The organism is Sorangium sp. So ce1153, from assembly GCF_051521595.1.
Lineage (GTDB): Bacteria > Myxococcota_A > Polyangia > Polyangiales > Polyangiaceae > Sorangium.
This window is the reverse complement of the sequence record NZ_CP150361.1, coordinates 2,447,241-2,470,196: the sequence shown is the minus strand read 5'-3', so window position 1 is coordinate 2,470,196 and position 22,956 is coordinate 2,447,241. Positions and strand designations below refer to the sequence as shown.

Genomic DNA, 22,956 nt, shown 5'->3' with positions numbered 1-22,956 from the left:
TTGAACCCCCGAGAAAATGAACCACAGAGGCACAGAGGGCACAGAGCTTTTTGTTGTTCCTCTGTGTCCTCTGTGCCTCTGTGGTTCAAATCTCTTCATTCCCGCGCGCTTCAAGCTGATCGGTATTCTAGCGAAGCCATGGCAGAGAGAAGAAAACGACTGGAGCTCACGTGGTTCGGCAAGGAGGAGCGGCTCCGCCCGGAGCCGGGCATCCTGCTCGAGGACGCCGCGCTCTCCTGTCAGGCCGCCAAGCGCGTCACGGACCACGACCTCCTCGACAACCGCCTGATCCACGGGGACAACCTGCTCGCCCTGGCGGCGCTGGAGCAGGAGTTCGCGGGCAAGATCAAGTGCATCTACATCGATCCGCCGTTCAACACCGGGAAGGCGTTCGAGCACTACGACGACGGCCTCGAGCACTCTCTCTGGCTGGATCGGATGGCCAGGCGTGTCGAGCGGATGCGCACGCTCATGGCCGACGGTGGGGTGCTCTTCGTCCATCTCGATCAGGAGGAAGTGCACTACATGAAGGTCGTGCTCGACGAGGTGTTCGGCCGCCCGCAGTTCCTGGGGCAGATCGCCTACGAGCGCTCCGGCGTCTCGGGCATCGGCCAGGGTGGGGCCTTCCTCGTGAACACGCACGAGTACATCCTCGCCTACACGAAGGATCGCTCGAGGTTCAGCGCCGCGGACTTGCAGGGAGAAGGCCCCCTCGAGCCGAGCGCGATGAAGCGCTACAACCGCGTGCTCGTCTCGACGGGGGCGCGGCGGGAGGTCGCGCGGTTCAAGGCGCCTTCGACCGGGGAGCCGGTGGTCATCTACAAGCACGCCGGCTTCGACGTGCAGAGCATCTCGCTCCGCGACTTCGAGAGACGCAAGGAGGAGATCGACGCAGAGTACGCCAGGCGCTTCGCGGCGATATTCCGGCTCACCAGCATCCAGAGGGAAAACGAGTTTCAGAACCGTATCATCTCGCACTGCAAGGACGGCTTCTTCTCGGCGGACTACCTCGTGTCGCGCGGCAAGAGGGAGGGCGAGCGCACGACCCTGTACTACATGGATGGCCAGGCGGCGGTCTGGCTGAGGGACACCGCGAAGCTCGTGGAGGGCCGGGTGGTCCGGACGGGCAAACAATCCGACTTCTGGGCTCACGCCGACATCCCGAAGGCCAACCTCGCGAACGAGGGCGACGTCGATTTTCGCCGCGGCAAGAAGCCAGAATTCCTGATCAGGCGCCTGCTGAAGCTGGTCACCGAGCCGGGCGACTGGGTCCTCGACGCCTTTGCTGGCTCCGGGACGACAGGGGCCGTCGCCCACAAGATGGGGCGTCGCTGGATCATGGTGGAGATGGGGGACCACTGCAGGACGCATGTGCTCCCGCGCCTCCGCTCCGTCATCGACGGCTCCGACAGAGGCGGGGTCACCGCGACGACGGGCTGGCGAGGCGGGGGGGGCTTCCGCTTCTTCAACCTCGCGCCCTCTCTCGTCGAGAAGGACGATGGCCGAGCGGCCCCTGCGGGCGGTGGCCCACGCGAAAACGTGGGCCTTGCAGCGCTCGGCGTGGGCGCGGAGGTACCCTGAATCGCCTTCAAAATTTCGCCACCGGCGTTGTCTTGGCGAACGTATGTCCGTATCCTCGTGCGGCAAGATGCCAGCGCGAGGATCTGGAGCGGTGGATCACCAGGCAGTCGCGCGGAACTGACACGAACCGCGAGGAAGGCTGACTTGACTGCGCCAGCTGCTGAACGGAGCCGAATGATGCTGGGACTGACGTTGCGTGAGGAATTCCAGGGACGCCGCCTGAAGGGCACGGCGATCGAGCTCGCGAACGAGAACAACACCGGCGCCACGCAGGTCAGCGCGGCTGAGTTCCTGAGCATCACGTACCCGACCGCCGACGCCCTTGCCGCGATGGAGGCGATCGGGCCCGGGCACGGCCAGCCCGTCGTGCTCATCGGCGAACGCGGACAAGGTAAGTCGCACTTGCTGGCCGCCCTGTACCACGGCTTCACGCGCCCCGAGGTGACCTCGGAGTGGCTCACGTCGTGGGGTATCCGCCTCGGACAGCCGAAGATCGGCGAGATCAAGCTGCGGCCGAAGACGCTCGTCATCAGCGAGAGCCTCCATCGTCAGAATTACAAGTTCCTGTGGGACCTCGTCTTCGAGCGCCACCCGCACGGCAGCTACATCAAGGGCAAGTGGGAAGCGCTGGGCGACAAGCGGACCGATATCCCGGGCGACAGGCTTCTCATCGAGCTGTTCAAGCACACGCCGACCGCGCTCATCCTCGACGAGTTCCAGACCTGGTACGACGGACTCACCAACACCAAGCAGTTCCCCTGGCGTACGTGGGCGTTCAACTTCATCCAGCTCCTCTCCGAGATCGCCAAGGAGCACCCCGAGCTGCTCGTCCTCGTCGTCTCCGTACGAAGCGGCGAGACCGAGGCCTACCAGCAGATCCACCGCGTCAACCCGCGCCAGATCGACTTCAAGGGACCGCACGCGCGGCGTGACCGCCTGCGGCTCCTCCTGCACCGCCTCTTCGACAACCGCATGCAGGTACCCGCGCAGCAGATCGAGACGGCGATCGCCGCGCACGTCTCGGAGCACCTTCGTCTCGCGGACGTCGCGCCCGCCGAGCACCAGCGCGTCCGCACCGACTTCGTCGAGGCGTGGCCTTTCGCGCCGCACCTCATGACGTTGCTCGAAGATCAGGTCCTCGTCGCGACGCACGCGCAGGAGACCCGCGACCTGATCCGCATCCTCGCCGACGTGTTCAAATCGCGGAGCGCCAGCTCGCCCATCATCACCGCCGCCGACTTCCGCCTCGATGACGACAGGAGCGGCATCGCCGCGCTGCTCGACTCCGTATCGAACCAGCACCACGCGAACCTCCGGGAGAAGGCGCAGCGCAACCTCAGCGCCGTGCTCGACGCGGTGAAGGAGCCGGCGCAGAACGTCCCGCACCTCGCCGACATCGTGGGGGCGCTCTGGCTCCGCTCGCTGGCCATCAAGAACGCCGGCGCCGAGCCTGCCGAGCTGCACGTCGACATCACCCGCGCGAAGGTGATCGACGACAACCTCTTCTCGGCCGAGCTCTCGACCATCGTCGAGAACAGCTTCAACATCCACCAGGACGGCTCGCGCCTCGTCTTCCGCGAAGAGGAGAACCCGCAGGCGAAGCTCATCGCGAACGCGCGCAACGACAAGCTCTTCGTCGACGGCTCGGACAGGCAGCAGCTCGCTCGTGAGGTTCGCTACGTCATCGGCGGCACCGAGAGCGTCGCGAAGGCGTTCCGCGTGGTCGTCCTCGGCGCGAGCTGGACGGCCGACCCGTGGGCGGGCGTCGAGGAGAGCGACCTGCCCGCGCAATGGGATGACCGCATCCCGCTGCTCGTCGTGCCGGAGCCGCCGGACAAGGTCGAGGCGCAGCTCGGCACCTGGCTCAAGGAACGGCTTCAGGCGCGCCGCAACGCCGTCCGCTTCCTCCTGCCGCGCGACGGGAGCGAGAACCTGTTCCACGACCGTGACCTCCTCGTGCTCGCGCGCGCGGTGCTGCTCGCCGAGAAGTGGAGGACGCAGAACCCGGAGTTCAAGAAGCTGCACACGAAGTACGAGCGCGAGCTGCGCGACATCCTGAAGCGCCGCTTCGACCGCTTCGCGATCCTCGCCACGTGGAACTTCCAGAGCCCCTCGCAATGCACGCTCCACGTGGAGAGCCACAAGGCCGAGGGCGCGCAGATCCCGGAGATCGTCGACGGGCTCGTCTCCAAGAACCTCTTCGTCTCGGAGGACTTCGACGCGCTCGTCCTCCTGGCCGCCCAGCAGAACGAGTCGGTCGGCAAGCTCCTCCGCGAGCTGCAGGAGCCGCGCCCCGGCGGCGAGGACTGCATCCCTTGGCTCGGCGAGACCTTGATGAAGGAGAAGCTCCTCAGGATCTGCGCCCGTGGCGAGGTCGCCATCAACCTGCGTGGCATGGAGTACCTGCAGGTGCGCGCCGGCGAGAACGAGGAGACCGCGTGGAGACGGATGCGCGGCAAGCTCGGAACCGGCAAGCATCTCGACGAGACCTACGTCCTTCTCCCGCAGGCGGTCCCGCACGCAGAGGGTGTGATGCCGCCGCAACCGCCCGTCGTCACGACGTCGAACGGCGGCGCGGGTGGGCAGCTTCCTCTCGGACCGCGGCCGCCGGTCACGGGCGGTGGTGCCGGCGCGGGCGAGGACCCGATCGCGACGCCGCCCGGTGGCAGCATCTTCGGTGGCAGTCCGAGCGCGACGGTTCGTCAGCTGAGCACGGCGGGCGCCACCTCCGCGCTCAACCTGCTCGGCAAAGTGGAGAGCTGGGGCATCACCACCGGCACGCAGGTCCAGGATGTCCAGCTCAAGGTCGCGAACCTCACGGGCGCGCAGCTCAACGATCTCCTCAAGAAGCTCCCCGACGGCATCACCTACGAGCTGACGCTGAACAAGGAGGAGAAGTGATGCCGATGCCGCTCGCGTTGTTACGGCGGCTTCAGGCCGCGTCTCCTGCCAACGCCTGGGCGAGCCTCTTCGAGCACGCATGGAACACGTGCTCTGCGCCGCTCGCCCTGGAGAAGGCCGCTTCGGAGGTCACGAAGCGCGACGCCGAGCTGGGAGCGGTGGATCTGTTCCTCGCGACGGCGGGATGGGACCTGTGGAATTCCTACGAGGCCGTGATCCCTCGCACCGCCGACGTCCTGGCCTCGTGGTGGGCCGAGCGCGGCGCAGGGCGCGCCGTGCTCGTCCTCGATGCGCTCTCGCTCCGTGAAGCGCCGTGGCTCCTGAAGGGAGCCGCCGAGCGGGGCTACACTGTCCATCAGTCTCGCGCCACGGGCGCCGAGCTGCCGGCCGACACGACGCCGTTCGCCGAGGCCCTTGGCTTCGCGAGCCGGGGCTCGCTGCAGAACAACGGCGGGGCTGGCAAGGGGCGCCTGCCGGGCGCGACGACCGACTCGACCGACTTGCCGTGGGAGGACTGCGCGGCGCAGATCAACGCCTCGCAGGACTGGCTGCTGTGGCACCACTGGCCCGACGAGCGCCTCCACGACCTCGGCGCGCCGGGGCACGCCCTCGCGGCGCTGGCGAAGGAGGCCGCCGAGAAGCTCACGAGCGACGCCTTCTGGGGCCTCGTCCACGCGCTCACGACGGGACGGCGCCTCGTCATCACGGCCGACCACGGCTACGCGGCCAGCGGGCACTTCCCCGACACCGCCGATCCTGCGCAAGCGCAGTACCTGAAGGACCGGCTCAAGAGCGGACGATGGACCGCGCTCGCCGAGATCGAGCAGCCCGATCCGGGCAACTGGGTGCCGCCGCTCGACCTGCGTCTGAAGACGGCCCACGCCGACGCGACGTTCGCGCTCGGCCGACGCAAGTGGAGGAGCCAGGGCGGCTATCCGACGCTCACGCACGGCGGCCTCTCGTTGCTCGAGGTCGCGGTGCCGTTCATCGAGCTTTCGCGCACGGGTGGAGCATAGACATGGCCAGAGCGAGCAGCAGCGGAACGACGAAGGCCCAGCGCGTGGCGAGAGCGGTCGCCGACGCCGTCGGCGCAGGCCGCGCAGCGCAGGTCGAGACGGTCGACTTCAACGATCCCAACCGGCCGAAGACCTGCCTCGAGGTGGACTTTCCGATCCTCCCCGTGAACCAGGTCGCGGCGATCGAGGGCAACGCGGGGAAGCCCATCTACCAGATGTCGAAGTGGTGGGCGCGCCGTCGCTCGAGCGTGTTCCGCTCGCTCCTGCTCTCGGCGTCGATGAAGGCGCCCGAGGACACGTCGCAGGCGGCGAAGGCCGTGTGGGACGTCTACTACGCGAACCACCAGAAGAAGCGCTCGTTCGCGAACCTCAAGGTCGCTGACATCTTCATGGGCGGTGGCACCACCGTCGTCGAAGGCAGCCGCCTCGGCATGCAGATGTTCGGCAACGACCTGAACCCCGTCGCGTGGTTCGTCGTCAAGACCGAGCTCGCCGACGTGAAGAAGGCCGAGGTCGAGGCGCTGCTCGCCGACATCGAGGCCGAAGCGAAGCCGCAGATCATGCCGTTCTACGCGTGCAACGGTCCCCACGGCGAGCGAGGCACGTGGACGCGGCTCTCGGACGGGGAGGTCATGGACGAGACCTTCGATCCCCTCGCGCTCGGGCCGGAGGAGCGGAAGGGCTACAAGTACGAGGGGCCGGAGATCATCTACGTGTTCTGGGCGAAGCACGGGCCGTGTCAGGTCACCGGCTGCGGGCACCGAACGCCCGTGATGTCGTCGCCGGTCCTCGCGGTCAAGGAACTCTCGATCAAGGCGTGGGCGCACAGGTGCAAGAAGTGCGAGGCCTCCTTCGACGTCGAGGACTCCGAGGCGCGGATGGCGCCTGACGTTCCGCTGGTCCTGGCCAAGGATGAAGCGCCGTTCGCGGTCCTCGCGAAGAACGGCGGTGCCGTGGTGTGCCCGTCGTGCGGCGCGGAGGATTCGTTCCCTTCGCTGGGCAAGGCCACGAAGAAGAAGGTCTCGCTCTCGCTGCTCGTCCACCCGCAGTGGCTTCAAGGCGAAGGCTCCAAGGACGAGGAGGGTCGGCCCTACGGCGGCAGCGCCACCGACGACGCCGAGGCGTCCGCTCGCTGGTACCACGCTCGCGCGACCAGGCTGCGCCTCGTCGAGGTTCGGGGGGCGCTCCCCGACGAGGTGACGTGCCCGGCCACCGGCGTCACGTTCAGCACGTCGACGAGCACCGTCCCGAAGAAGGCGAGCTATGCGTGCGGCGCGTGCGGCGCCGTGCAGGACATCCTCACGACCGTGAAGGCGTCGGGCAAGACGGGGCCGGTCGCGCCCTACGCCATTCAAGCGTACAGCCCGAAGCGCGACCGTGATGGCGTCGCGTACGGCGGGCGCTACTTCCTCCCGGCCGAAGACGCCCGCATCCTCGAGGCTGCGGAGCGCGAGTGGGCCGCTCGAAAGGACACAGACCTGGCGGGCTACTGGCCGCGCGAGCAGCTCCCGTACGGGCTCGAGGCAGACTTCTGGTCCGTACGTCACCACGGCTACACGCACTGGTGGACGATGTTCAACCCGCGCCAGTTGCTTGTTCATGCGCTGCTGCTCAAGGCGATTCACCACGCCGGCGGCGCGAAGCATCGGTGGGAGGTGCGAGAGTCCCTGCTCGCCGCCTTCCAGCAGTACTTGCGCAATCAGTGCATGTTCACGATCTGGAACCCGCAGCGCGACACGCTCGAGCCTCACTTCAGCAAGAACAACTTTCGTCCCAAGGCGACCACCGTGGAGAACTGTGTGTTCCCGCAGCTCGGACGTGGGAACTGGCAGACCTGCGGGGAATCGGTCCTGGAGACGCTCGAGTGGTCCGACGCGCCCTGGGAGATCGTCAGCAACGAATATCTCTGTGACTCGGCGCCATCGCTCCGGGAGGTTGTCTCCGGCAAGAGCGAGAAGGTCGGCCCTGGGGACGCAGTGCTGGACGACGTGGAGCTCCGATGCGGGTCGGCCACCGAGCTCGAGGGGATCTCCGACGCAACGATGGACCTTGTGATCACGGACCCCCCGTTCGGCGACCTCATCCAGTACGCCGAGCTCTCCGACTTCTTTTACTCGTGGCTGCGGCTCGTCCTGCGCGATCGCTATCCATCGCTCTTCTCCGCGAGCAGCACACCCAAGACGCTCGAGGCAGTCTCGAACAAGGCGCGTCAACCCGAGGATCCGGACGCGCACTACAAGCGTCTCCTCACCGCCAGCTGGGCCGAGGCGCACCGGATCCTGAAGCCGGGTGGAATGCTCGCCTTCACCTTCCACCACAGTGAAGATGCCCCCTGGGTGTCGGTGCTCGAGAGCCTCTTCGAAGCGGGCTTCTACCTCGAGACGACCTACCCGATTCGCAGCGACGAGACGAAGGGGGACGGACAGTTCGGCTCGCAGAAGATCGAGTACGACATCATCCACGTTTGCCGAAAGCGAACGGAGCAGCCCACCCCGGTGAGCTGGGCGAAGATGCGCAGGCAAGTCTTGCAGGACGTGCGCGCCCTGAAGAGCACGCTCGAGCATCACCAGAAAGCCGGCTTGCCCGAGGCGGACATCCGGGTCATCCGCCGCGGCAAGGCCCTCGAGTACTACTCGCGGCACTACGGCAAGGTCCTCGTCGACGATGGCCGCTCGATGACGGTGCTCGAAGCCCTCGTCGGCATCAACCAGCTTCTCGACGAGGAGAGCGGTGGCATCAAGGATCCGCCGCCGGTCACCGCCGAGCCGTTCACGCGGCAGTTCCTTCGCCTCTTCGACGGCGTGGAGGCGCTGCCTCGCGACCAGATGCAGAAGTTCCTGCGCGGCACGGGCATCGCGCCGCCGGACTTCGAGGCGCGCGGCTGGTGCTCTGAGGACAAGAAGACGTACCACCTCACGTCGCCCCTCGACGTCGCGCGCGCGTGGCAGGGCAAGCACCGTCGCGGCATGACGAGCGACTACGACCAGGCCGCGTTTCTCATCGGCGCGTGCTTCGAGAACAGCGGCATCAACGCGACCGACACGCTGTCGAACGGCAACTTCAAGCCGCACCCGGCGCTCGGCGCCATCCTGGAGTGGTTCTCGACGCGCGGAGCGACCTCCGAGATCCGCAACGCCTCGTCGCGCGCGCAGACCATCCTGCGCTCGTGGCGCTCGAAGCACGAGAAGCAGCACCAGCAGATGGCGCTCTTCTTCGAAGACCAGGGGGCGGCATGAAGGTCCAGAGCCAGCGAGGGTGGACTCGCCGCGGCTTCTCGCTTCTGTGGGAGCCGCGCGTCCTCACCGGCATCACCGCGCCGGCCGCCGTGGTCTCGATGCGCGGCTTCTTCGCGCTGCGGAAGGCGTGGCCCGACGACCTGCCCGGCTCCGAGGGCAACGCCCTGGTCGTCGCCGGGCTCGATGGCTGCCTCGACTCGCTCTCGGAGCAGGACGCCGTGACGTGGCTCGAGACCGACTTGAAGTCGGCGGTGCTCAGCTTCCAGGAGCACTACGAGGGGCAGGCCGCGCTCATCCTCTGGCTCGCCTCGGGCCGCACGCGCATCGGGATGGACCTCGCTGACGAGGAGTACTTCTGGAAGATCGGCGCCGGTCGTGGCGGCGCGCGGTTGCCCCTCGGCCGCTGCCTGTGGGGCGGCGCGGAGGCGGACGTCGCCCGCATCCTCGTCTCCGAGGAGAAGGCTCCGGACCTCGACGGCGACGCGTACGTCGGCCTGCACCACCCGAGGATCTCGTGAGGAGCGAGTGAGCGAGGCCGTCGCGTTCAACCCCGGACAGCGCGTCAGCCACGCCGAGCACGGCGAAGGCGTCGTCGTCGACGCCGAGCGCAACGGCTACGTGCGCGCGTTCTTCGCGGGGGGTGAGCGCCTCGTCGCGGTCACGGCCGTCCAGCCGTTCCTCTCGCGTACGGACCGGGTCATCAGCTCCGTCGCCGGTGGCGACGAACGGCGTCGCGGGGCGTGGCTCGAGTACGAAGCGCACGCGCTGCCCCTCATGGAAAGCGCGGCCGCGCTGACCGCGGCGCCGATCGACCTGCTGCCGCACCAGATCGTGCTGACCCATCGCCTCGCGACGGCGTCGCCGCGCCGCTACCTCGTCGCCGACGAGGTGGGGCTCGGCAAGACCATCGAGGCGGCGCTGCTCCTGCGCGAGCTGGCCAGCCGGGGAGAGCTGAGCCGCGCGCTGATGGTGGTCCCAGCGGGCCTCGTGAACAACTGGCACCGCGAGATGAACGAGGTCTTCCGCCTCGACTTCGAGGTGTTCGGCAGCGAGGGCGACGTCACCGACCGCAAGTCCAACGCCTTCGCCAAGCACGACCGCCTCATCGCGAGCACCGACACGCTCAAGCGCCCGGCCCGCGTCAAGCGGCTGCTCGAAGCCCCTCCGTGGGACCTCGTCGTGTTCGACGAGGCGCACCATCTGACCGCCTTCCGCAACGGCAAGAAGGTCACAAAGACCGAGAACTACAAGCTCGCAGAGGCGTTGAAGGGGCACGCGCGCGATCTCGTGCTGCTCTCGGCGACGCCGCACCAGGGTGACCATTTCCGGTTCTGGATGCTCGTCCAGCTCCTGAATCCGACGCTCTTCAAGAGCCCGGAGGACATGGTCGACAACCGGCATCGCCTCAACTCGGTGGTCTTCCGCAGGACCAAGGCGGACGCCTGTCGTCCCGACGGCTCGCCGCTCTTCGCCCGGCGCTGGGTCCATACCGAGTCGTTCACGATGGTCGAGGAGGAGCGCACGTTCTATGCGGCGCTCAAGGAGTACCTCGAAGACGGCTTCGCCCTCGCGCAGCGGCAGGGGAACCAGGGCCGCGCGCTCGGCTTCGTGATGACGATATTCCAGAAGATCGCGGCGTCGAGCTTCGCTGCGGTTCGACGCACGCTCCGCCGGCGCGTCCTGATGCTCACGCTGCACGAGGCGGTCATCAAGGATCAGGAGCTGGACATCGACGCGCGCCAGCGCCTGCTCGAAGAGGCGCGCGAGCTGATTCACGACGAGCTCGAGGTCGCGCGCGACGCGCTCGGCCGTGGCCAGGTCGAGGCCATCCTCGCCGATCTGCGCGCGAAGCTGCTCAAGAAGCTGAACGAGGAGGAGCTCGAGCTTGCCTCCGACGCCCGGGCCGGCGAGTTCGCGGCCGCAGGCGGCGAGGACGCCGCGATCATGGCGGTGAGCCTCGCGCTGCCCGAGGAGCGCCTACGCATCGGCGAGCTGCTGCGCATCTTCCCGGAGCGAAGGGAGACGAAGGTCGAGAAGCTGCTCCGTGGGCTCGGCGCGCTGTGGGAGCAAGATCCGACCGAAAAGGTCGTCATCTTCGCGACGTACCTCGGCACGGTGGATCTCGTCGGTCGCGAGATCGAGAGGGCCTATCCTGGCCAGGGCGTCGTCGTCCTTCGGGGTGGAGATCACGGCGCCAAGCTGGCCGCCGAGCGGAAGTTCAAGAAGGCCGACGGACCACGCGTGCTCGTATGCACAGCCGCAGGGCGCGAGGGGATCAACCTCCAGTTCGCGCGCGTCCTCTTCAACTTCGACTTGCCGTGGAACCCGATGGACGTGGAGCAGCGCATCGGGCGCATCCATCGCTACGGCCAGAAGCACACTGCGCAGGTCTACAACCTGGTCCTCTCGGACACGATCGAGGGCCGCATCTTCCTGCTGCTCGACGAGAAGCTCCAGGAGATCGCCAGGACGCTCGGCAAGGTGGATGAGCACGGGAACGTCGCCGAGGACCTGCGCAGCCAGGTGCTCGGGCAGCTCTCCGAGCGGCTCACGTACGACCGGCTCTACCGGGAGGCCCTCGGCGATCCCGAGCTGCGTCGCACGAGGGAGGAGCTCGAGGCCGCGCTTTCCAACGCCTCGGAGGCGCGCAAGGTGGTCTTCGAGCTGTTCCAGGATCTCGATGGCTTCTCGCTCGACGACTACAAGCCATTCGCCGACGTGAAGCCCGGCCTCGAGCGCGTGCTGGAGTTCCTGCGCGCGTCGCTGGCCGCCGAGGGGCGTCGTGTCGAGGCGCAGGACGACGGCACCTACGTCGTCAACGGCGCCGAGCAGAAGGCGGTATGCCGCTTCACGCTGGACCGCGAGGCGGCGCGCGCGCGTCCCGATCTCGACCTTCTCGGCCTCGACCACCCGCTCGTGCAGGAAGCCATCAAGCGCTGGCAGGCGACGTCACCCGAGACCCTCGGCGTCGCGGTGTCGGGCGCCGAAGGCCCGGGCGTTCTGACATGGTGGCTCGTCGAGACGCGGGGCCCTTCAGGCGAGCACCGCGCCTGCGTGCTGCCCCTCGGCGTCAGCGACGACGGCAGGCGCAACGCGCGCCTCGAGCGCCTGGGCGCGGGCGTCTTCGCGCGTCCGGGCCACGTCAACGACACGACGTCTTCAGCCCGGAAGGCGCTCCTCCGCACCAAGATCGAGCCGATGCTCGAGCGCGAGTTGCAGCACCGCGAGATCGTGCCCGAGGGCGTCAGCTACGCGGCGAAGCTGATCGGCTGGGTCGAGGTGAGCGGGGGCAATGCATGATGGCAGCGACCCCAAGCATGATAACCATCTCACGATCCGTGCGACGCGTCGTGCTCGCCTGGCGTCGAAGCTCGCGGAAACCTGGTGGAGAAGCACAACGACCCCGGAGATCGCTCTCCGAGGTCGCTGTTACGACGTCTGGGCCGCGCTCTCGCGACCTCGCGTGAATGGCTCCAGCTGCTGGACTCGAACCAGCGACCCGGCGGTTAACAGCCGCCTGCTCTACCAACTGAGCTAAGCTGGAATGCGTTGGAGACGGCGCGAGAATAGCCAGCCGGCTCTTCCCGTCAAGCGAATCCGCACGCCGCTTCACTTTGGTGACGCGCGTGTGAGCCCGCCCGGTCCCTTCCCCCGTCCGGCTCCCCCGGCGTGCTCCCCCTCGCCCGCCCCCGCGAGATTGCCCGCCTGGCGTGCTTCTGCGACAACGCCGCCGTGTCGCGCGCCGCCGAGCCCCTCGCACCGCCGTCCGCCCCTCCGGACCCCTCGCAGGCCCCTCCGGACGCGGCGCAGGCCGCCCCCGCCCCTGCCGCGCCCCCTCCGGTCCCTGCCGCGCCTTCCTCGGCCGCCGCCGCCCCCTCCCCCTCCGCCGCCCGCTCCGCCGGCCGCGGCGGCCTCGCCATCGCGGGCGCCAAGGTCTCCTTCATCGTCTTCGGCTTCGTCCAGCAGCTCATCCTCCCCCGGCTGCTCGGCACCGACGGCTACGGCGAGGTCTCCGTCGTCCTCGCCGGGGTCGGCGTCGTCAACAACGTCGTCGTCGCGACAGGCATCCAGGGCGTCTCGCGCGCCGTCTCCAGCGTCGCCGAGCGCGACGTCGCCGAGGCCTTCCGCCGCACCCTCGCCCTGCACGCCGTCCTCGCCGTGGCCGTCTCCTCGGCCTTCGCGCTCCTCGCCGGCGCGATCGCCTCCTTCTCCGAGGCGCCGCACGTCGCCGGCCCGCTGCGGCTCGCCGCCGCCGTCGTCCTCCTCTACGGCCTCTACGCCCCGCTCGTCGGCGCGCTCAACGGCCAGCGGCGGTTCCTCACCCAGGCGGCCTTCGACGTCGGCTACGGCGCGCTCCGCACCGCCAGCATCGCCGCCGGCGCCCTCCTCTTCCTCCGCGCCGGCCAGAGCGGCGTCCTCGGCGCGATCGCCGGCTTCGTCACCGCCGCCGCCATCATCGTCCCGCTCGCGCTCACCCGGACCGGCCTCGGCCGCCGCGGCGGCGCCGGGCCCTCGATCCGCGAGCACCTCGTCTTCCTCCTGCCGCTCGCCGTCTCCCAGACCTTCCTGAACCTCCTGCTCCAGACCGACTTCTTCCTCCTGCGCCGCTTCCTCGGCCAGGCCACCAACCACCTCGCGCTCGGCGCCAGGGCCGCCGACGACCTCATCGGCGTCTACCGCGGCGCGCAGCTCTTCGCGTTCCTCCCCTACCAGCTGCTCCTGTCCGTCACGTTCATCCTCTTCCCGATGCTCGCCCGCGCGCACGCCGAGCAGGACCGCGCCGCCGTGCGCCGCTACGCCATGACCGGCGTCCGCCTCTCGTTCCTGCTCACCGGCCTGCTCTGCGCCCCCATCTCGGGCCTCGCCCCGCACGTGCTGCGCTTCGCCTTCCCGGTCGAGATCTGGAGCCGCGGCGGCGGCGCGCTCCGCATTCTCTCGCTCGGCATGGGCGCGTTCGCCGTGCTCGGCGTCGCCTCGGCCGCGCTCACCAGCCTCCGCCGGGAGCGCACCGCGGCCGCGCTCACCGCCGCCACCGTCTTCCTCGTCGCGGTCGGCTGCTCCCTCTTCGTCCCGCGCGCCGCCTTCGGCCCCGACATGCTGGTGAGCTCCGCGGTCGCCACCTCGGTCGCGCTGGCCACCGCCGCGGTCGTCTCCGGCTTCCTGCTCCACCGCGCCGCCGGCGGCTTCGTCCCCGCGCGGACGGCGCTCCGCGTGGGCCTCGCGCTCGCCGTCGCGGTCGCTGTCGGCGCGCGGCTGCCGTGGCTCGGCAAGGTCGCCGTGCTCGGCGAGGCGATCTTCGTGGCCCTCGTCTACGTCGCGCTCCTCGTCGCGACGCGCGAGGTCGGCCGGGAGGACCTGGCCATCCTCCGGCAGGCGTTCGGCCGCGGCAGTAGCCGGGCGTGAGCTGACCGGCGTCCGCCGGCGATCCTATCGCTCCCGCGCCCGCCCCTATCGCTCCCGCGCCCGCCCCTATCGCTCCCGCGCCCGCCCCTATCGCTCCCGCGCCCGATCCTCTCACCCCCTCAGGCGCCCCCGCGACCGCCCGCCACCGCCGCCCCGCCGCCTGCCGTCGACGCCTCTTGACCGACAGCCGGCAATCTCGCATACGCCGGTCTCCCTGATCCGGCCAGCGGCCGGGGCCCGCCCGGTCGACGCTCGGTCGATCGGGCGGCGCGCCTCCATCCCCACCCGCCGCGCGCCGGATCGCCCACGCAGGAGATACCGTGGCTCCTCAATTCATCTTCACGATGCAGGACGTCCGGAAGGTGCACCCCCCGAACAAGGAGGTGCTGAAGGGCCTGTGGCTCTCCTTCTACCCGGGCGCCAAGATCGGCGTCCTCGGCTCGAACGGCGCCGGCAAGAGCACCCTGCTCCGCATCATGGCGGGCGTCGACAAGGAGTACCTCGGCGAGGCCAGGCCCGCCGACGGCATCCGCATCGGCTACCTCGCCCAGGAGCCGCAGCTCGAGGCGGGCAAGACCGTCCTCGAGCACGTCGAGATGGCCGTCCACGACGTCCGCTCCCTGGTCCAGCGCTTCGAGGAGATCGGCGCCAAGCTCGGCGAATCGCCCCCCGACATGGAGGCGCTCCTCGAGGAGTACGCCGCGCTCCAGGACAAGATCGAGGCCGCCAACGGCTGGGAGATCGACCGCGTCGTCGAGCGCGCCATGGACGCCCTCCGGCTGCCCCCGCCCGACGCCGACGTCACCAAGCTCTCCGGCGGCGAGCGCCGGCGCGTCGCCCTCTGCCGGCTCCTCCTCGAGAAGCCCGACATCCTGCTCCTCGACGAGCCGACCAACCACCTCGACGCCGAGAGCGTCGCCTGGCTCGAGCGCTTCCTCCACGATTACCCGGGCACCGTCGTCGCCGTCACCCACGACCGCTACTTCCTCGACAACGTCGCCGGCTGGATCCTCGAGCTCGATCGCGGCGCCGGCATCCCGTACGAGGGCAACTACACCGGCTGGCTCGAGCAGAAGAAGAAGCGCCTCGAGCTCGAGCAGAAGCAGGAGAGCGCGCGCAAGCGCACCCTCGAGCGCGAGCTCGAGTGGGTGCGCATGGCGCCGCGCGCCCGCCAGGCCAAGAGCAAGGCCCGCCTCGCCGCCTACGAGTCGCTGCTCGCCGAGGACAGGTCGAAGAAGGTCGAGGAGAACGAGATCCACATCCCCGCGGGCAACCGGCTCGGGAACGTGGTCGTCGAGGCCGAGCACCTCCGCAAGGGCTACGGCGACCGCGTCCTCGTCGACGACCTCACCTTCTCGCTCCCGCGCGGCGGCATCGTCGGCGTCATCGGGCCGAACGGCGCCGGCAAGACCACGCTCTTCCGCATGATCATGGGCCAGGAGAAGCCCGACGGCGGCGCGCTCCGGATCGGCGAGACCGTGGAGCTCGCGTACGTCGACCAGTCGCGCGACGCGCTCAACCCGAACAACAACGTCTGGCAGGAGATCTCCGGCGGCGAGGACCGGCTGCTCGTCGGCAAGCGCGAGGTCAACTCGCGCGCCTACGTCGCGAGCTTCAACTTCGCCGGCAGCGACCAGCAGAAGAAGGTCCGCGACCTCTCCGGCGGCGAGCGCAACCGCCTCCACCTCGCCAAGCTGCTCCGCCGCGGCGGCAACGTCCTCCTGCTCGACGAGCCGACCAACGACCTCGACGTCGACACCCTCCGCTCGCTCGAGGAGGCGCTGCTCAACTTCGCCGGCTGCGCCGTGGTCATCAGCCACGATCGGTGGTTCCTCGACCGGATCGCGACGCACATCCTGGCGTTCGAGGGCGACAGCAAGGTCGTCTGGTTCGAGGGCAACTACGCCGACTACGAGGCCGACCTGAAGCGCCGCCTCGGCGCCGACGCCGCCGAGCCCCGCAAGATCCGCTACCGCAAGCTCACCGCGGGCTGACGCGGCGCCGCCGGCCGCGCCCGGCGGCGCTCGACACCCCGGTCAGCCACGTTCCACTCACGGAGCACGTTTCCGGTCTGGTGGGACGCCGGCGCCGGCATTAGCTCTTCCCCATCCATGTTCCGGAGCTCCCCCTGCGCTGGGCTCATCGCCGCCGCGGCGGCGGGCGCGCTCGCCCTCCTGACCGCGGCCGGCTGCCGTGACGCGGCCGAGACCCGCTCGCCTTTCGACGTCGCCTCGTCGAGCGGGCGCGGCGGCGCTGCGGGTGACGGCGGCGCGGGCGGCTCCGGCGACGCGAGCGGCGCCGGCGGTCACGCCGCGAGCGGCGCCGGCGGTCACGCCGCGGCCGGCCCCGGCGCGGGCGGCCCCGGCGCCGGCGGCTCGGACGGCGGCGCCAGCGCGGGCGACCCCCCGCCGGAGGCCGCGCCGCTCTCCGTCGTCACGTGGAACACCAAGGATTTCTTCAACGACCAGGAGGACAGCGACGTCGTCGATGAGCTCGTGCTCAGCCCCGCGCGCTACCGCGAGAAGCGCGAGGCGGTCGCGGCGGTGATCGCGGCGCTCGCCCCCGACGTCGCCGTGCTCCAGGAGGTCGAGAACCTCGACGTGCTCGAGGACCTGAACCGCACGGAGCTCGGCGGCGCGTACCCGCACGCCGCCCTCGTCGAGGCGTACGACCCGCGCGGCATCGACGTCGGCGCGATCTCGAAGATCCCGTTCGACAAGGTCGTGTCGCACCGGGACGACCGCTTCACGCTCCGCGGGACGCAGGGACCTGTCTATACGTTCACGCGCGACTGCCTGGAGCTCCACCTCACCCGGGCCGGCCGCGAGGTCATCCTGCTCGGGGTCCACTTCAAGTCCAAGGCGGCGCCCGACGACCCGGACCGGCGCCTCGCCGAGGCCCAGCGCACCCGCGCCATCGCCGACGCCCTCGCCGCCAAGCACCCCGCCGCCGCGATCGCCGTGCTCGGCGACTTCAACGACCTGCCCGGCTCGCCCCCCTTCCAGGCCGTCGCCGGCGCCGGCAGGGCGGTGTTCGAGGACGTCGCGGCCGCCGTCCCGCCCGCGGACCGGTGGACGTACGACTTTCGCGGACAGCTAGAGCTCATCGACCACCAGATGGCCAACCCGCTGCTCCGGGGCATGCTCGACCCGGGCTCGGTCCAGATCCCGCACTGGCCGTCGGTCGACGAAGCCAGCGATCACGCGCCGGTCTTTTCCGTGTACCGGGTCACCCCGCCCACGTAAGCGTTCGAGCGCGGTTCAGCTAAGCTGCGCCCCGATGCACGGCACGAGGAGAAAGGGCTCCCCGCCGAGAGCCCGCAGGGACTGGGGGCGCGTCGCCGTGCGCCTGCTGTGCGCCGTGTTCGCGGTGATCGGGGCGATCCCGCTCGCGGTCGGCTTCCTCGTGCGGACCGAGACGGTGCGGGCCTGGGCCGCGCGCGAGACGGCCGCGCTGCTCCAGCGCGAGCTCGGCATCACCGCCCGCTACGACGTGCGCGTGCAGGCCTGGCCCCTGATGGTCGGCCTGAACCGCCTCGTCGTCGACTCCTCGGACGGCGGCGCGCCGTTCCTCGAGCTGGAGCGCGTCGCGATCCGCCCGCGCCTCTTCTCGCTGCTCGCGGGGCACATCGACGCCGGCGACGTCGAGATCACCGGCCCCCGCGTCCGCGCCGTCGTGAAGGACGGGGAGCTCCGGAACCTCAAGCTCCCGAGCGCCGGCGAGAGCAGCGGCGACAAGGGCAAGCTCGACCGCGCGCCGCTCTCGTCCGTGGCGATCACCGACGCGCGGCTCGACCTCACGATCGACAACGTCCGCGTCCAGGCCCGCGAGGTCGACGTCGACGTCTCCGCCGAGCCGTCCGACGCCTTCGAGATCGCGATGCGCTCCGGCCTCGTCTCGGTCGTCCACACGCACGCCGCGCCCGGCCGCGAGGCCGAGGAGGACAGCGTCGACGAGGACGTCGTCTGCCGCTTCGACACGCGCGTCCGCGTCGAGCCCGATCGCGCGCTCGTCCGCCGGCTCATCCTCGAGGGCGCCGCCGACTTCGACCCGGACCCTGGCACCACGCCGCCGTGCGACCTCCCGGCCGGCGACTGGCGCCGCGTCGAGCTCGAGCTCGGCGCCCTGCGCGCCGTCGGCCTCGGCGGCGGCATGCCGCACCGGATCGAGGGCCGCGTGCGGGCGCGCCTGCCGGTGCCGGTCGTGCACCGCTTCGTGAACCTGCCGCCCGCTTCCGGCGCCGTCTCGCTCGACGTCGCCGCCGAGTACGACGCGGCGGCCGCGCCGTTCGGGCTCGCGCTCCCCCGCGTCAAGGGCACCCTCCTGCTCGACCAGCCGGGCCTCGACGGCAGGGTCTTCGTGACGCGGCTCTCGGGCGAGGTCTCGACGACCGCCGACGCCGTGCAGCTCTCGAACGCCGACGTCGCCTGGGCCGACGGCACGCTGAAGATCGCGAGCGCGGAGCTCAAGCCGTTCGAGAAGGGCATGCCGCTCCAGGCGGGCCCGATCGACCTCGCCAACGTCGAGCTGCCCGGCCTGCTCCGCGACCTCGGCGTGCACCCCCAGGCGCACGTCGCCTGGACGCTGCGCGAGGGCCGGTTCGACCACTTCGGCGGCACCCTGTCCCCGCTCTCGCTCGAGGGCCCGCTCGCCGTCCAGTCGCGCGGCTTCGAGATCTTCGACCACCCGACGAAGGACCCGGCCCGGAAGCGCCTCATGGGCGTCAGGGAGGCCGCGCTCCGCGGCTCGTTCCAGGTGCGCCCGAACGCCGTCGTGCTCGCGGGCTTCTCGGTCGACACGCCGGTCTCGCACCTCAGGACCACCGTCTCGCTCGGCTTCAACGACCAGCTCGGGGTCGAGGTCCACCCGGGCTCGCGGGTGGACCTCGCCGAGGTCTCGCCGCTCGCCGATCTCGAGCTCGCCGGCGTCGCCACGATGAAGGCGTCGATGCACGGCTCCTACGCGCACCCGAAGCTCACGGGCGAGGTCGGCATCGAGAAGTTCGTCTTCACCGGCTTCCCCATCGGCGACCTCGAGCCGTCGCCGGTCGCGTTCGAGCCGCTCGCCCTGACGCTCGAGAACGCGCGCGTCCGGCACGGGGCGAGCCGCGTCCGCGTCCCCTCGATCAAGATCGACTTCGACCCGGCGGGCAACCTGCCGAAGGGGCGCCCGCTCGACAGCGCGTCGGGGGTCGTCGTCGTGGACGCGACCGTCGACACGCGCGAGGCGCCGCACCTCGCCGCGCGCGACCTGCTCGAGATCCTCCGCATGGACAAGGACCCGCGGTTCGCCGCCTACAAGGCGACCGCGAGCGGGACGGCGCGGGCCCACTTCGCGCTCGGCGGCCCGGAGGACCGCTGCGGCGGCGGCTACCTCGCCGTGAGCGCCGGGATGCGCCTCACCGGCGTGGAGCTCCTCGAGGAGCGCTTCGACGAGGGCGAGGTCGACCTCAACCTGATCTGGGACGACCAGGCCGCCGGCGCCGACGGCATGCGGCTCGACGTCCGCTCGGCGTCGCTGCGCAAGGGCACGGGCTCGGTGCTGGCGAGCGTGTCCGTGGGGCACGGCGGCGCGCTCAAGGGGAGCGTCATCGCGAGCGGCCTGCCCCTCGCGCGGGTGGACGCGCTCGGCGCGGCGGCGTCGCTGTTCGACGGCTCGGTCTCGGGGGTCGCCAACCTCGGCGGCACGGTGAGCAGGATGTCCGGGTTCGCGGACGTTCACGTCTCGCGCGTCGGCATCCGCCGCACGCACGCGAGCCTGCCGCCCTCGCGCGTCGAGCTCACGATCGTGCCCACCGACAGGCAGCCGAAGATCCTCGGGAGGACGCCGATCTGCGGCAACCCGCAGGGCGCGCCGTTCGACCCGGCGGAGTTCGAGCGCGACCTCCCCGACGGGTCGTTCGTGGCCAACGGGTCGCTGTTCGGCGGCCAGATCGCGCTCCAGGGGCTCCGCGTCACGCGCCAGCAGCGCAAGATCGTGGACGGCAAGGTGCGCGTCGACGCGCTCGACCTCGGGACGCTCGCGAACCTCATCCCGGGCGTCGCGTTCTCGGCGGCGCCGCCGAAGGGCACGCTGACCGCGTCGCTCGACGTGGCGCGGCTCCCGCTCGCGGACCCGCGGCAGGCGGCGCTCACGCTCACCGTCGACGCGCTCAGGCTGGAGCGCGAGGGCCAGGGGCTGACCCTCAAGAGCCCGACCGGGCCGATCCACCTCGCGGGCAACACGGTGAAGGTGCCGGAGCTCCACCTCGAGGCGCACACCGCCTCGCGCCTGTCCGCCGCGTTCACCGCGTCGGGCGAGGTCAAGCGGGTGTTCACCGCGCCGGATCTCGACCTCGCGATCCGGGTCAGCCCGACGAACCTGTCGCGGCTCAGCGCCGACATCCCGCAGATCCGGCACGCGCGGGGCACGGTGCAGGCCGAGGTGCAGGTGACCGGGCCGCTCGCGGGGCTGCGCTACTCGGGCTCGGCGACGCTCAAGGAGGGGGAGCTCGACGTCGTGGGCCTGCCTGTGTCGCTCGACGACATCGACGTCGAGATCGCGATCGGCGGCGACCAGGTGCGCCTCACGAAGGCGACCGCGCGGGTCGGCACGGGCACGGTGACGGCGGTCGGGCAGATGCCGGTGCGCGGCCTGGCGCTCGGCACGGCGACGGCCTCGATCGTGGCGACCGGCGTGAAGCTGCCGGTCGCGGAGGGGGTGAACCTCACCGCGAACGCGAACCTCAACGCGACCTTCCGGCCCGGCGTCGAGGACGAGGAGGCGGGGGAGAAGAACCTGCCGCTCGTGATGGGCACGGTCACCCTCACGTCGTTCAGCTACACGCGCCCGATCCTCATGGCCGTCGATCTCGGCGACCTCACGGGCCGCCAGCGCACGGCGGTGCAGACCTACGACCCGGCGGCCGACGTGGCCCGGTTCGACGTCACGGTCCTGTCGCCCAACCCGCTCCGCTTCTCGAACGATCTCGCGGACATGCGGCTCGAGGTCTCGCCGACCGGGCTCCAGCTTTCCGGCACGAACCAGCGCTTCGGCGCGCGCGGCTCGCTGCGCATCCTGCCCGACTCGAAGCTGATGCTGCGGAGCACCGAGTTCGAGGTCCGGGAGGGCTACGTCCGCTTCGACGATCCGTTCCGCATCGCGCCCAAGGTCGACGTGCGCGCGGAGAGCGAGTACCGCCGCTACACGTCGGTGGCGAGCAGCGGCGCGGCGGACGCGTCCGGGAGCGCGGAGCCGGTGGCGCCGGCGAGCGCTGGGCTCGGCGCCGGCGCGAACTCGAGCGGGCAGTGGCGCATCAAGCTGCACGCCCAGGGCGACGCCGACAACCTCCGGCTCAACCTCACGAGCGATCCGCCGCTCAGCCAGGAGGACATCGTCCTGCTCCTCACGCTCGGCGTGACGCGCGCCGAGCTCAACCAGGGCGTCGTCTCGTCGCTCGGCGAGACGATGGGCCTCGAGGCGCTCTCGTCGCTGACGGGCGCCGACAAGGCGGTGAAGAACATCGTCCCCATCATCGACGAGTTCCGCTTCGGCACCGGCTACTCGTCCAGGAACGGCGCCCCGGAGCCGACGGTGACCCTGGGCAAGCGCATCACGGACGCGGTCCGCGCCAACGTCACGACGGGCCTCTCGCAGGGCAGCCAGGTGCGCGCGGGCGTCGAGGTGAAGCTCAGCGACCGCATGAGCTTGCAGGGCTCCTACGACAACGCGAACGACGCCTCGAGCTCGCCCGTCGGCAACGTGGGCGCCGACCTCCGGTGGCGGCTCGAGTTCGAGTAGCGGGCGGAGGCCGGCGGCGCGGCGCCCGCGGCGCTCAGGTAGGAGCGGCGAGGGCCGCGTCGAGGGCGCTGTAGCGGTCGTCGCGGCCGGCGACCCACTGCTTGTGGCCCATGAGCTCGAAGATGCGCCGGTGCTTCGGGTTCTTCCAGGTCATGCCGAGCAGCACGCGCTGGAACGCCTCGGCCTTGGCCTCGGGCAGCGACGGCATCGCGTCGAACATCGCGAAGTCGTAGGCCGGCGTGGTCCAGAGGACGTCGACCCGGCGGAGGTCGATGTGGCCGTTCGCCTGCTCGGCGAGCCACACGGCGTCCCCGACCGCCGCCGCCTGCGCCTTGCCGTCGTGCAGCGCCGCGAGCGCCTGGACCTCGCTCGTCGCGGTGTCCCCGTGCTTGCCGACGTCCACCTCGAACGGCAGGAGCTGGATCTTCTCCACCGCCACCCCCGCCTGCCGGAGGAAGTGCAGCGGCAGGATGCGCGCGTGCGCCGAGTCGGCGCTCCCCACCGCGAGCACCTTGCCCTCGAGGTCGCTCAGCGCCCCGACCGCGGCGTCGCGGCGGACGAGGAGCTTGCTGTGGAAGTCGCGGTCGATCTCGCGCATCGCCAGCGAGCGGGAGCGGCCCTCGGTCTGCCGCTTGACCCGCACGTGCGCGGTGGCGCTGTCCCAGGCCACGTCGATGTGCCCGCGAACCAGCGACTCCACCTGGCGCTCGTAGGTGGAGAACAGCGCGAAATCAATCAGGATTCCATGCTCGCGGAAGTGCTCGCGCAGGCTCTCCCACAGCGTGACCACCTTGGCGTCGTGCGCCACGGCGCCGACAAGCATCGCCAGGTCCTTCATCCGGTGCCTCGCACGGGCGGCGACGCTAGCACGAGGTCCGCCCGCCGAGAGCCCCGCGTCTCGCACATCGACGCCCCGAAGCGCGATCCGGTCCGGCCGGGCCGCGCCCGGGCCTGGAGCCGACGCCGCGCGTGTCGGCGCGCGAACGCCGCGGCGGCGCGCCAGCACGAACGCCGCGCGGGCGGCCTCTTGCCCACTTTCC

At 70.5% G+C, this 22,956-nt stretch carries 11 protein-coding genes and 1 tRNA gene; 10 read left to right on the top strand and 2 right to left on the bottom strand.

What is annotated here, in order from left to right:
• The first annotated feature begins 138 nt into the window (after positions 1 to 138).
• From WME85_RS08550 to WME85_RS08525, 6 genes are all read left to right on the top strand, one after another.
• Positions 139 to 1,581: a site-specific DNA-methyltransferase gene (locus WME85_RS08550; RefSeq protein WP_437836908.1), complete on the top strand. Its 1,443-nt coding sequence runs from the start codon at positions 139 to 141 to the stop codon at positions 1,579 to 1,581.
• A gap of 177 nt (positions 1,582 to 1,758) precedes the next feature.
• Entirely contained in the window at positions 1,759 to 4,482 is a 2,724-nt protein-coding gene (locus WME85_RS08545) for a DUF499 domain-containing protein (RefSeq protein WP_437842255.1), read from the top strand.
• Complete coding sequence (locus WME85_RS08540) at positions 4,482 to 5,498, top strand: hypothetical protein (RefSeq protein ID WP_437836906.1); 1,017 nt, start codon at positions 4,482 to 4,484, stop codon at positions 5,496 to 5,498. The genes WME85_RS08545 and WME85_RS08540 overlap by 1 nt, the downstream gene beginning before the upstream one ends.
• A gap of 2 nt (positions 5,499 to 5,500) precedes the next feature.
• The gene (locus WME85_RS08535) at positions 5,501 to 8,734 is read left to right on the top strand and encodes a DUF1156 domain-containing protein (protein ID WP_437836904.1); all 3,234 of its coding nucleotides are present in this window, start codon (positions 5,501 to 5,503) and stop codon (positions 8,732 to 8,734) included.
• Complete coding sequence (locus WME85_RS08530; protein WP_437836903.1) at positions 8,731 to 9,252, top strand: hypothetical protein; 522 nt, start codon at positions 8,731 to 8,733, stop codon at positions 9,250 to 9,252. Before WME85_RS08535 ends, WME85_RS08530 begins: the two co-directional genes overlap by 4 nt.
• Positions 9,253 to 9,259: 7 nt before the next feature.
• Positions 9,260 to 12,034 (top strand): DEAD/DEAH box helicase, encoded by a 2,775-nt coding sequence (locus WME85_RS08525; RefSeq protein WP_437836901.1) that lies wholly within the window; start codon positions 9,260 to 9,262, stop codon positions 12,032 to 12,034.
• A gap of 168 nt (positions 12,035 to 12,202) precedes the next feature.
• On the opposite strand, the gene WME85_RS08520 is transcribed toward WME85_RS08525, so the two are convergent.
• Positions 12,203 to 12,278 (bottom strand) — tRNA-Asn (locus WME85_RS08520).
• Between the two features lie 125 nt (positions 12,279 to 12,403).
• Here WME85_RS08520 and WME85_RS08515 point away from each other — a divergent pair.
• From WME85_RS08515 to WME85_RS08500, 4 genes are all read left to right on the top strand, one after another.
• Entirely contained in the window at positions 12,404 to 14,137 is a 1,734-nt protein-coding gene (locus WME85_RS08515; RefSeq protein ID WP_437836899.1) for a lipopolysaccharide biosynthesis protein, read from the top strand.
• A gap of 320 nt (positions 14,138 to 14,457) precedes the next feature.
• A complete protein-coding gene (gene ettA, locus WME85_RS08510) occupies positions 14,458 to 16,131 on the top strand; it encodes an energy-dependent translational throttle protein EttA (protein ID WP_437836897.1) in 1,674 nt (557 codons plus the stop codon).
• Positions 16,132 to 16,248: 117 nt separating this feature from the next.
• On the top strand, positions 16,249 to 17,382 hold the full coding sequence (locus WME85_RS08505; protein WP_437836895.1) for an endonuclease/exonuclease/phosphatase family protein: 1,134 nt from the start codon (positions 16,249 to 16,251) through the stop codon (positions 17,380 to 17,382).
• A 34-nt stretch (positions 17,383 to 17,416) separates the two neighbouring features.
• Positions 17,417 to 21,916, top strand: coding sequence for a translocation/assembly module TamB domain-containing protein (locus tag WME85_RS08500; RefSeq protein WP_437836893.1), 4,500 nt, complete (start codon positions 17,417 to 17,419; stop codon positions 21,914 to 21,916).
• Between the two features lie 34 nt (positions 21,917 to 21,950).
• Here the strand turns inward: WME85_RS08500 and WME85_RS08495 are convergent, their stop codons facing one another.
• Entirely contained in the window at positions 21,951 to 22,754 is an 804-nt protein-coding gene (locus tag WME85_RS08495) for a phosphate/phosphite/phosphonate ABC transporter substrate-binding protein (RefSeq protein ID WP_437836891.1), read from the bottom strand.
• Between the last annotated feature and the right edge of the window lie 202 nt (positions 22,755 to 22,956).

Bases quoted from the DNA above. Each gene is read 5' to 3' on its own strand.
- WME85_RS08535 (WP_437836904.1), top strand. From the start codon at position 5,501: ATGGCCAGAGCGAGCAGCAGCGGAACGACGAAGGCCCAGCGCGTGGCG.
- WME85_RS08495 (WP_437836891.1), bottom strand. From the start codon at position 22,754: ATGAAGGACCTGGCGATGCTTGTCGGCGCCGTGGCGCACGACGCCAAG.
- WME85_RS08500 (WP_437836893.1), top strand. From the start codon at position 17,417: ATGCACGGCACGAGGAGAAAGGGCTCCCCGCCGAGAGCCCGCAGGGAC.
- WME85_RS08550 (WP_437836908.1), top strand. From the start codon at position 139: ATGGCAGAGAGAAGAAAACGACTGGAGCTCACGTGGTTCGGCAAGGAG.
- WME85_RS08540 (WP_437836906.1), top strand. From the start codon at position 4,482: ATGCCGATGCCGCTCGCGTTGTTACGGCGGCTTCAGGCCGCGTCTCCT.
- WME85_RS08545 (WP_437842255.1), top strand. From the start codon at position 1,759: ATGCTGGGACTGACGTTGCGTGAGGAATTCCAGGGACGCCGCCTGAAG.
- WME85_RS08505 (WP_437836895.1), top strand. From the start codon at position 16,249: ATGTTCCGGAGCTCCCCCTGCGCTGGGCTCATCGCCGCCGCGGCGGCG.
- WME85_RS08530 (WP_437836903.1), top strand. From the start codon at position 8,731: ATGAAGGTCCAGAGCCAGCGAGGGTGGACTCGCCGCGGCTTCTCGCTT.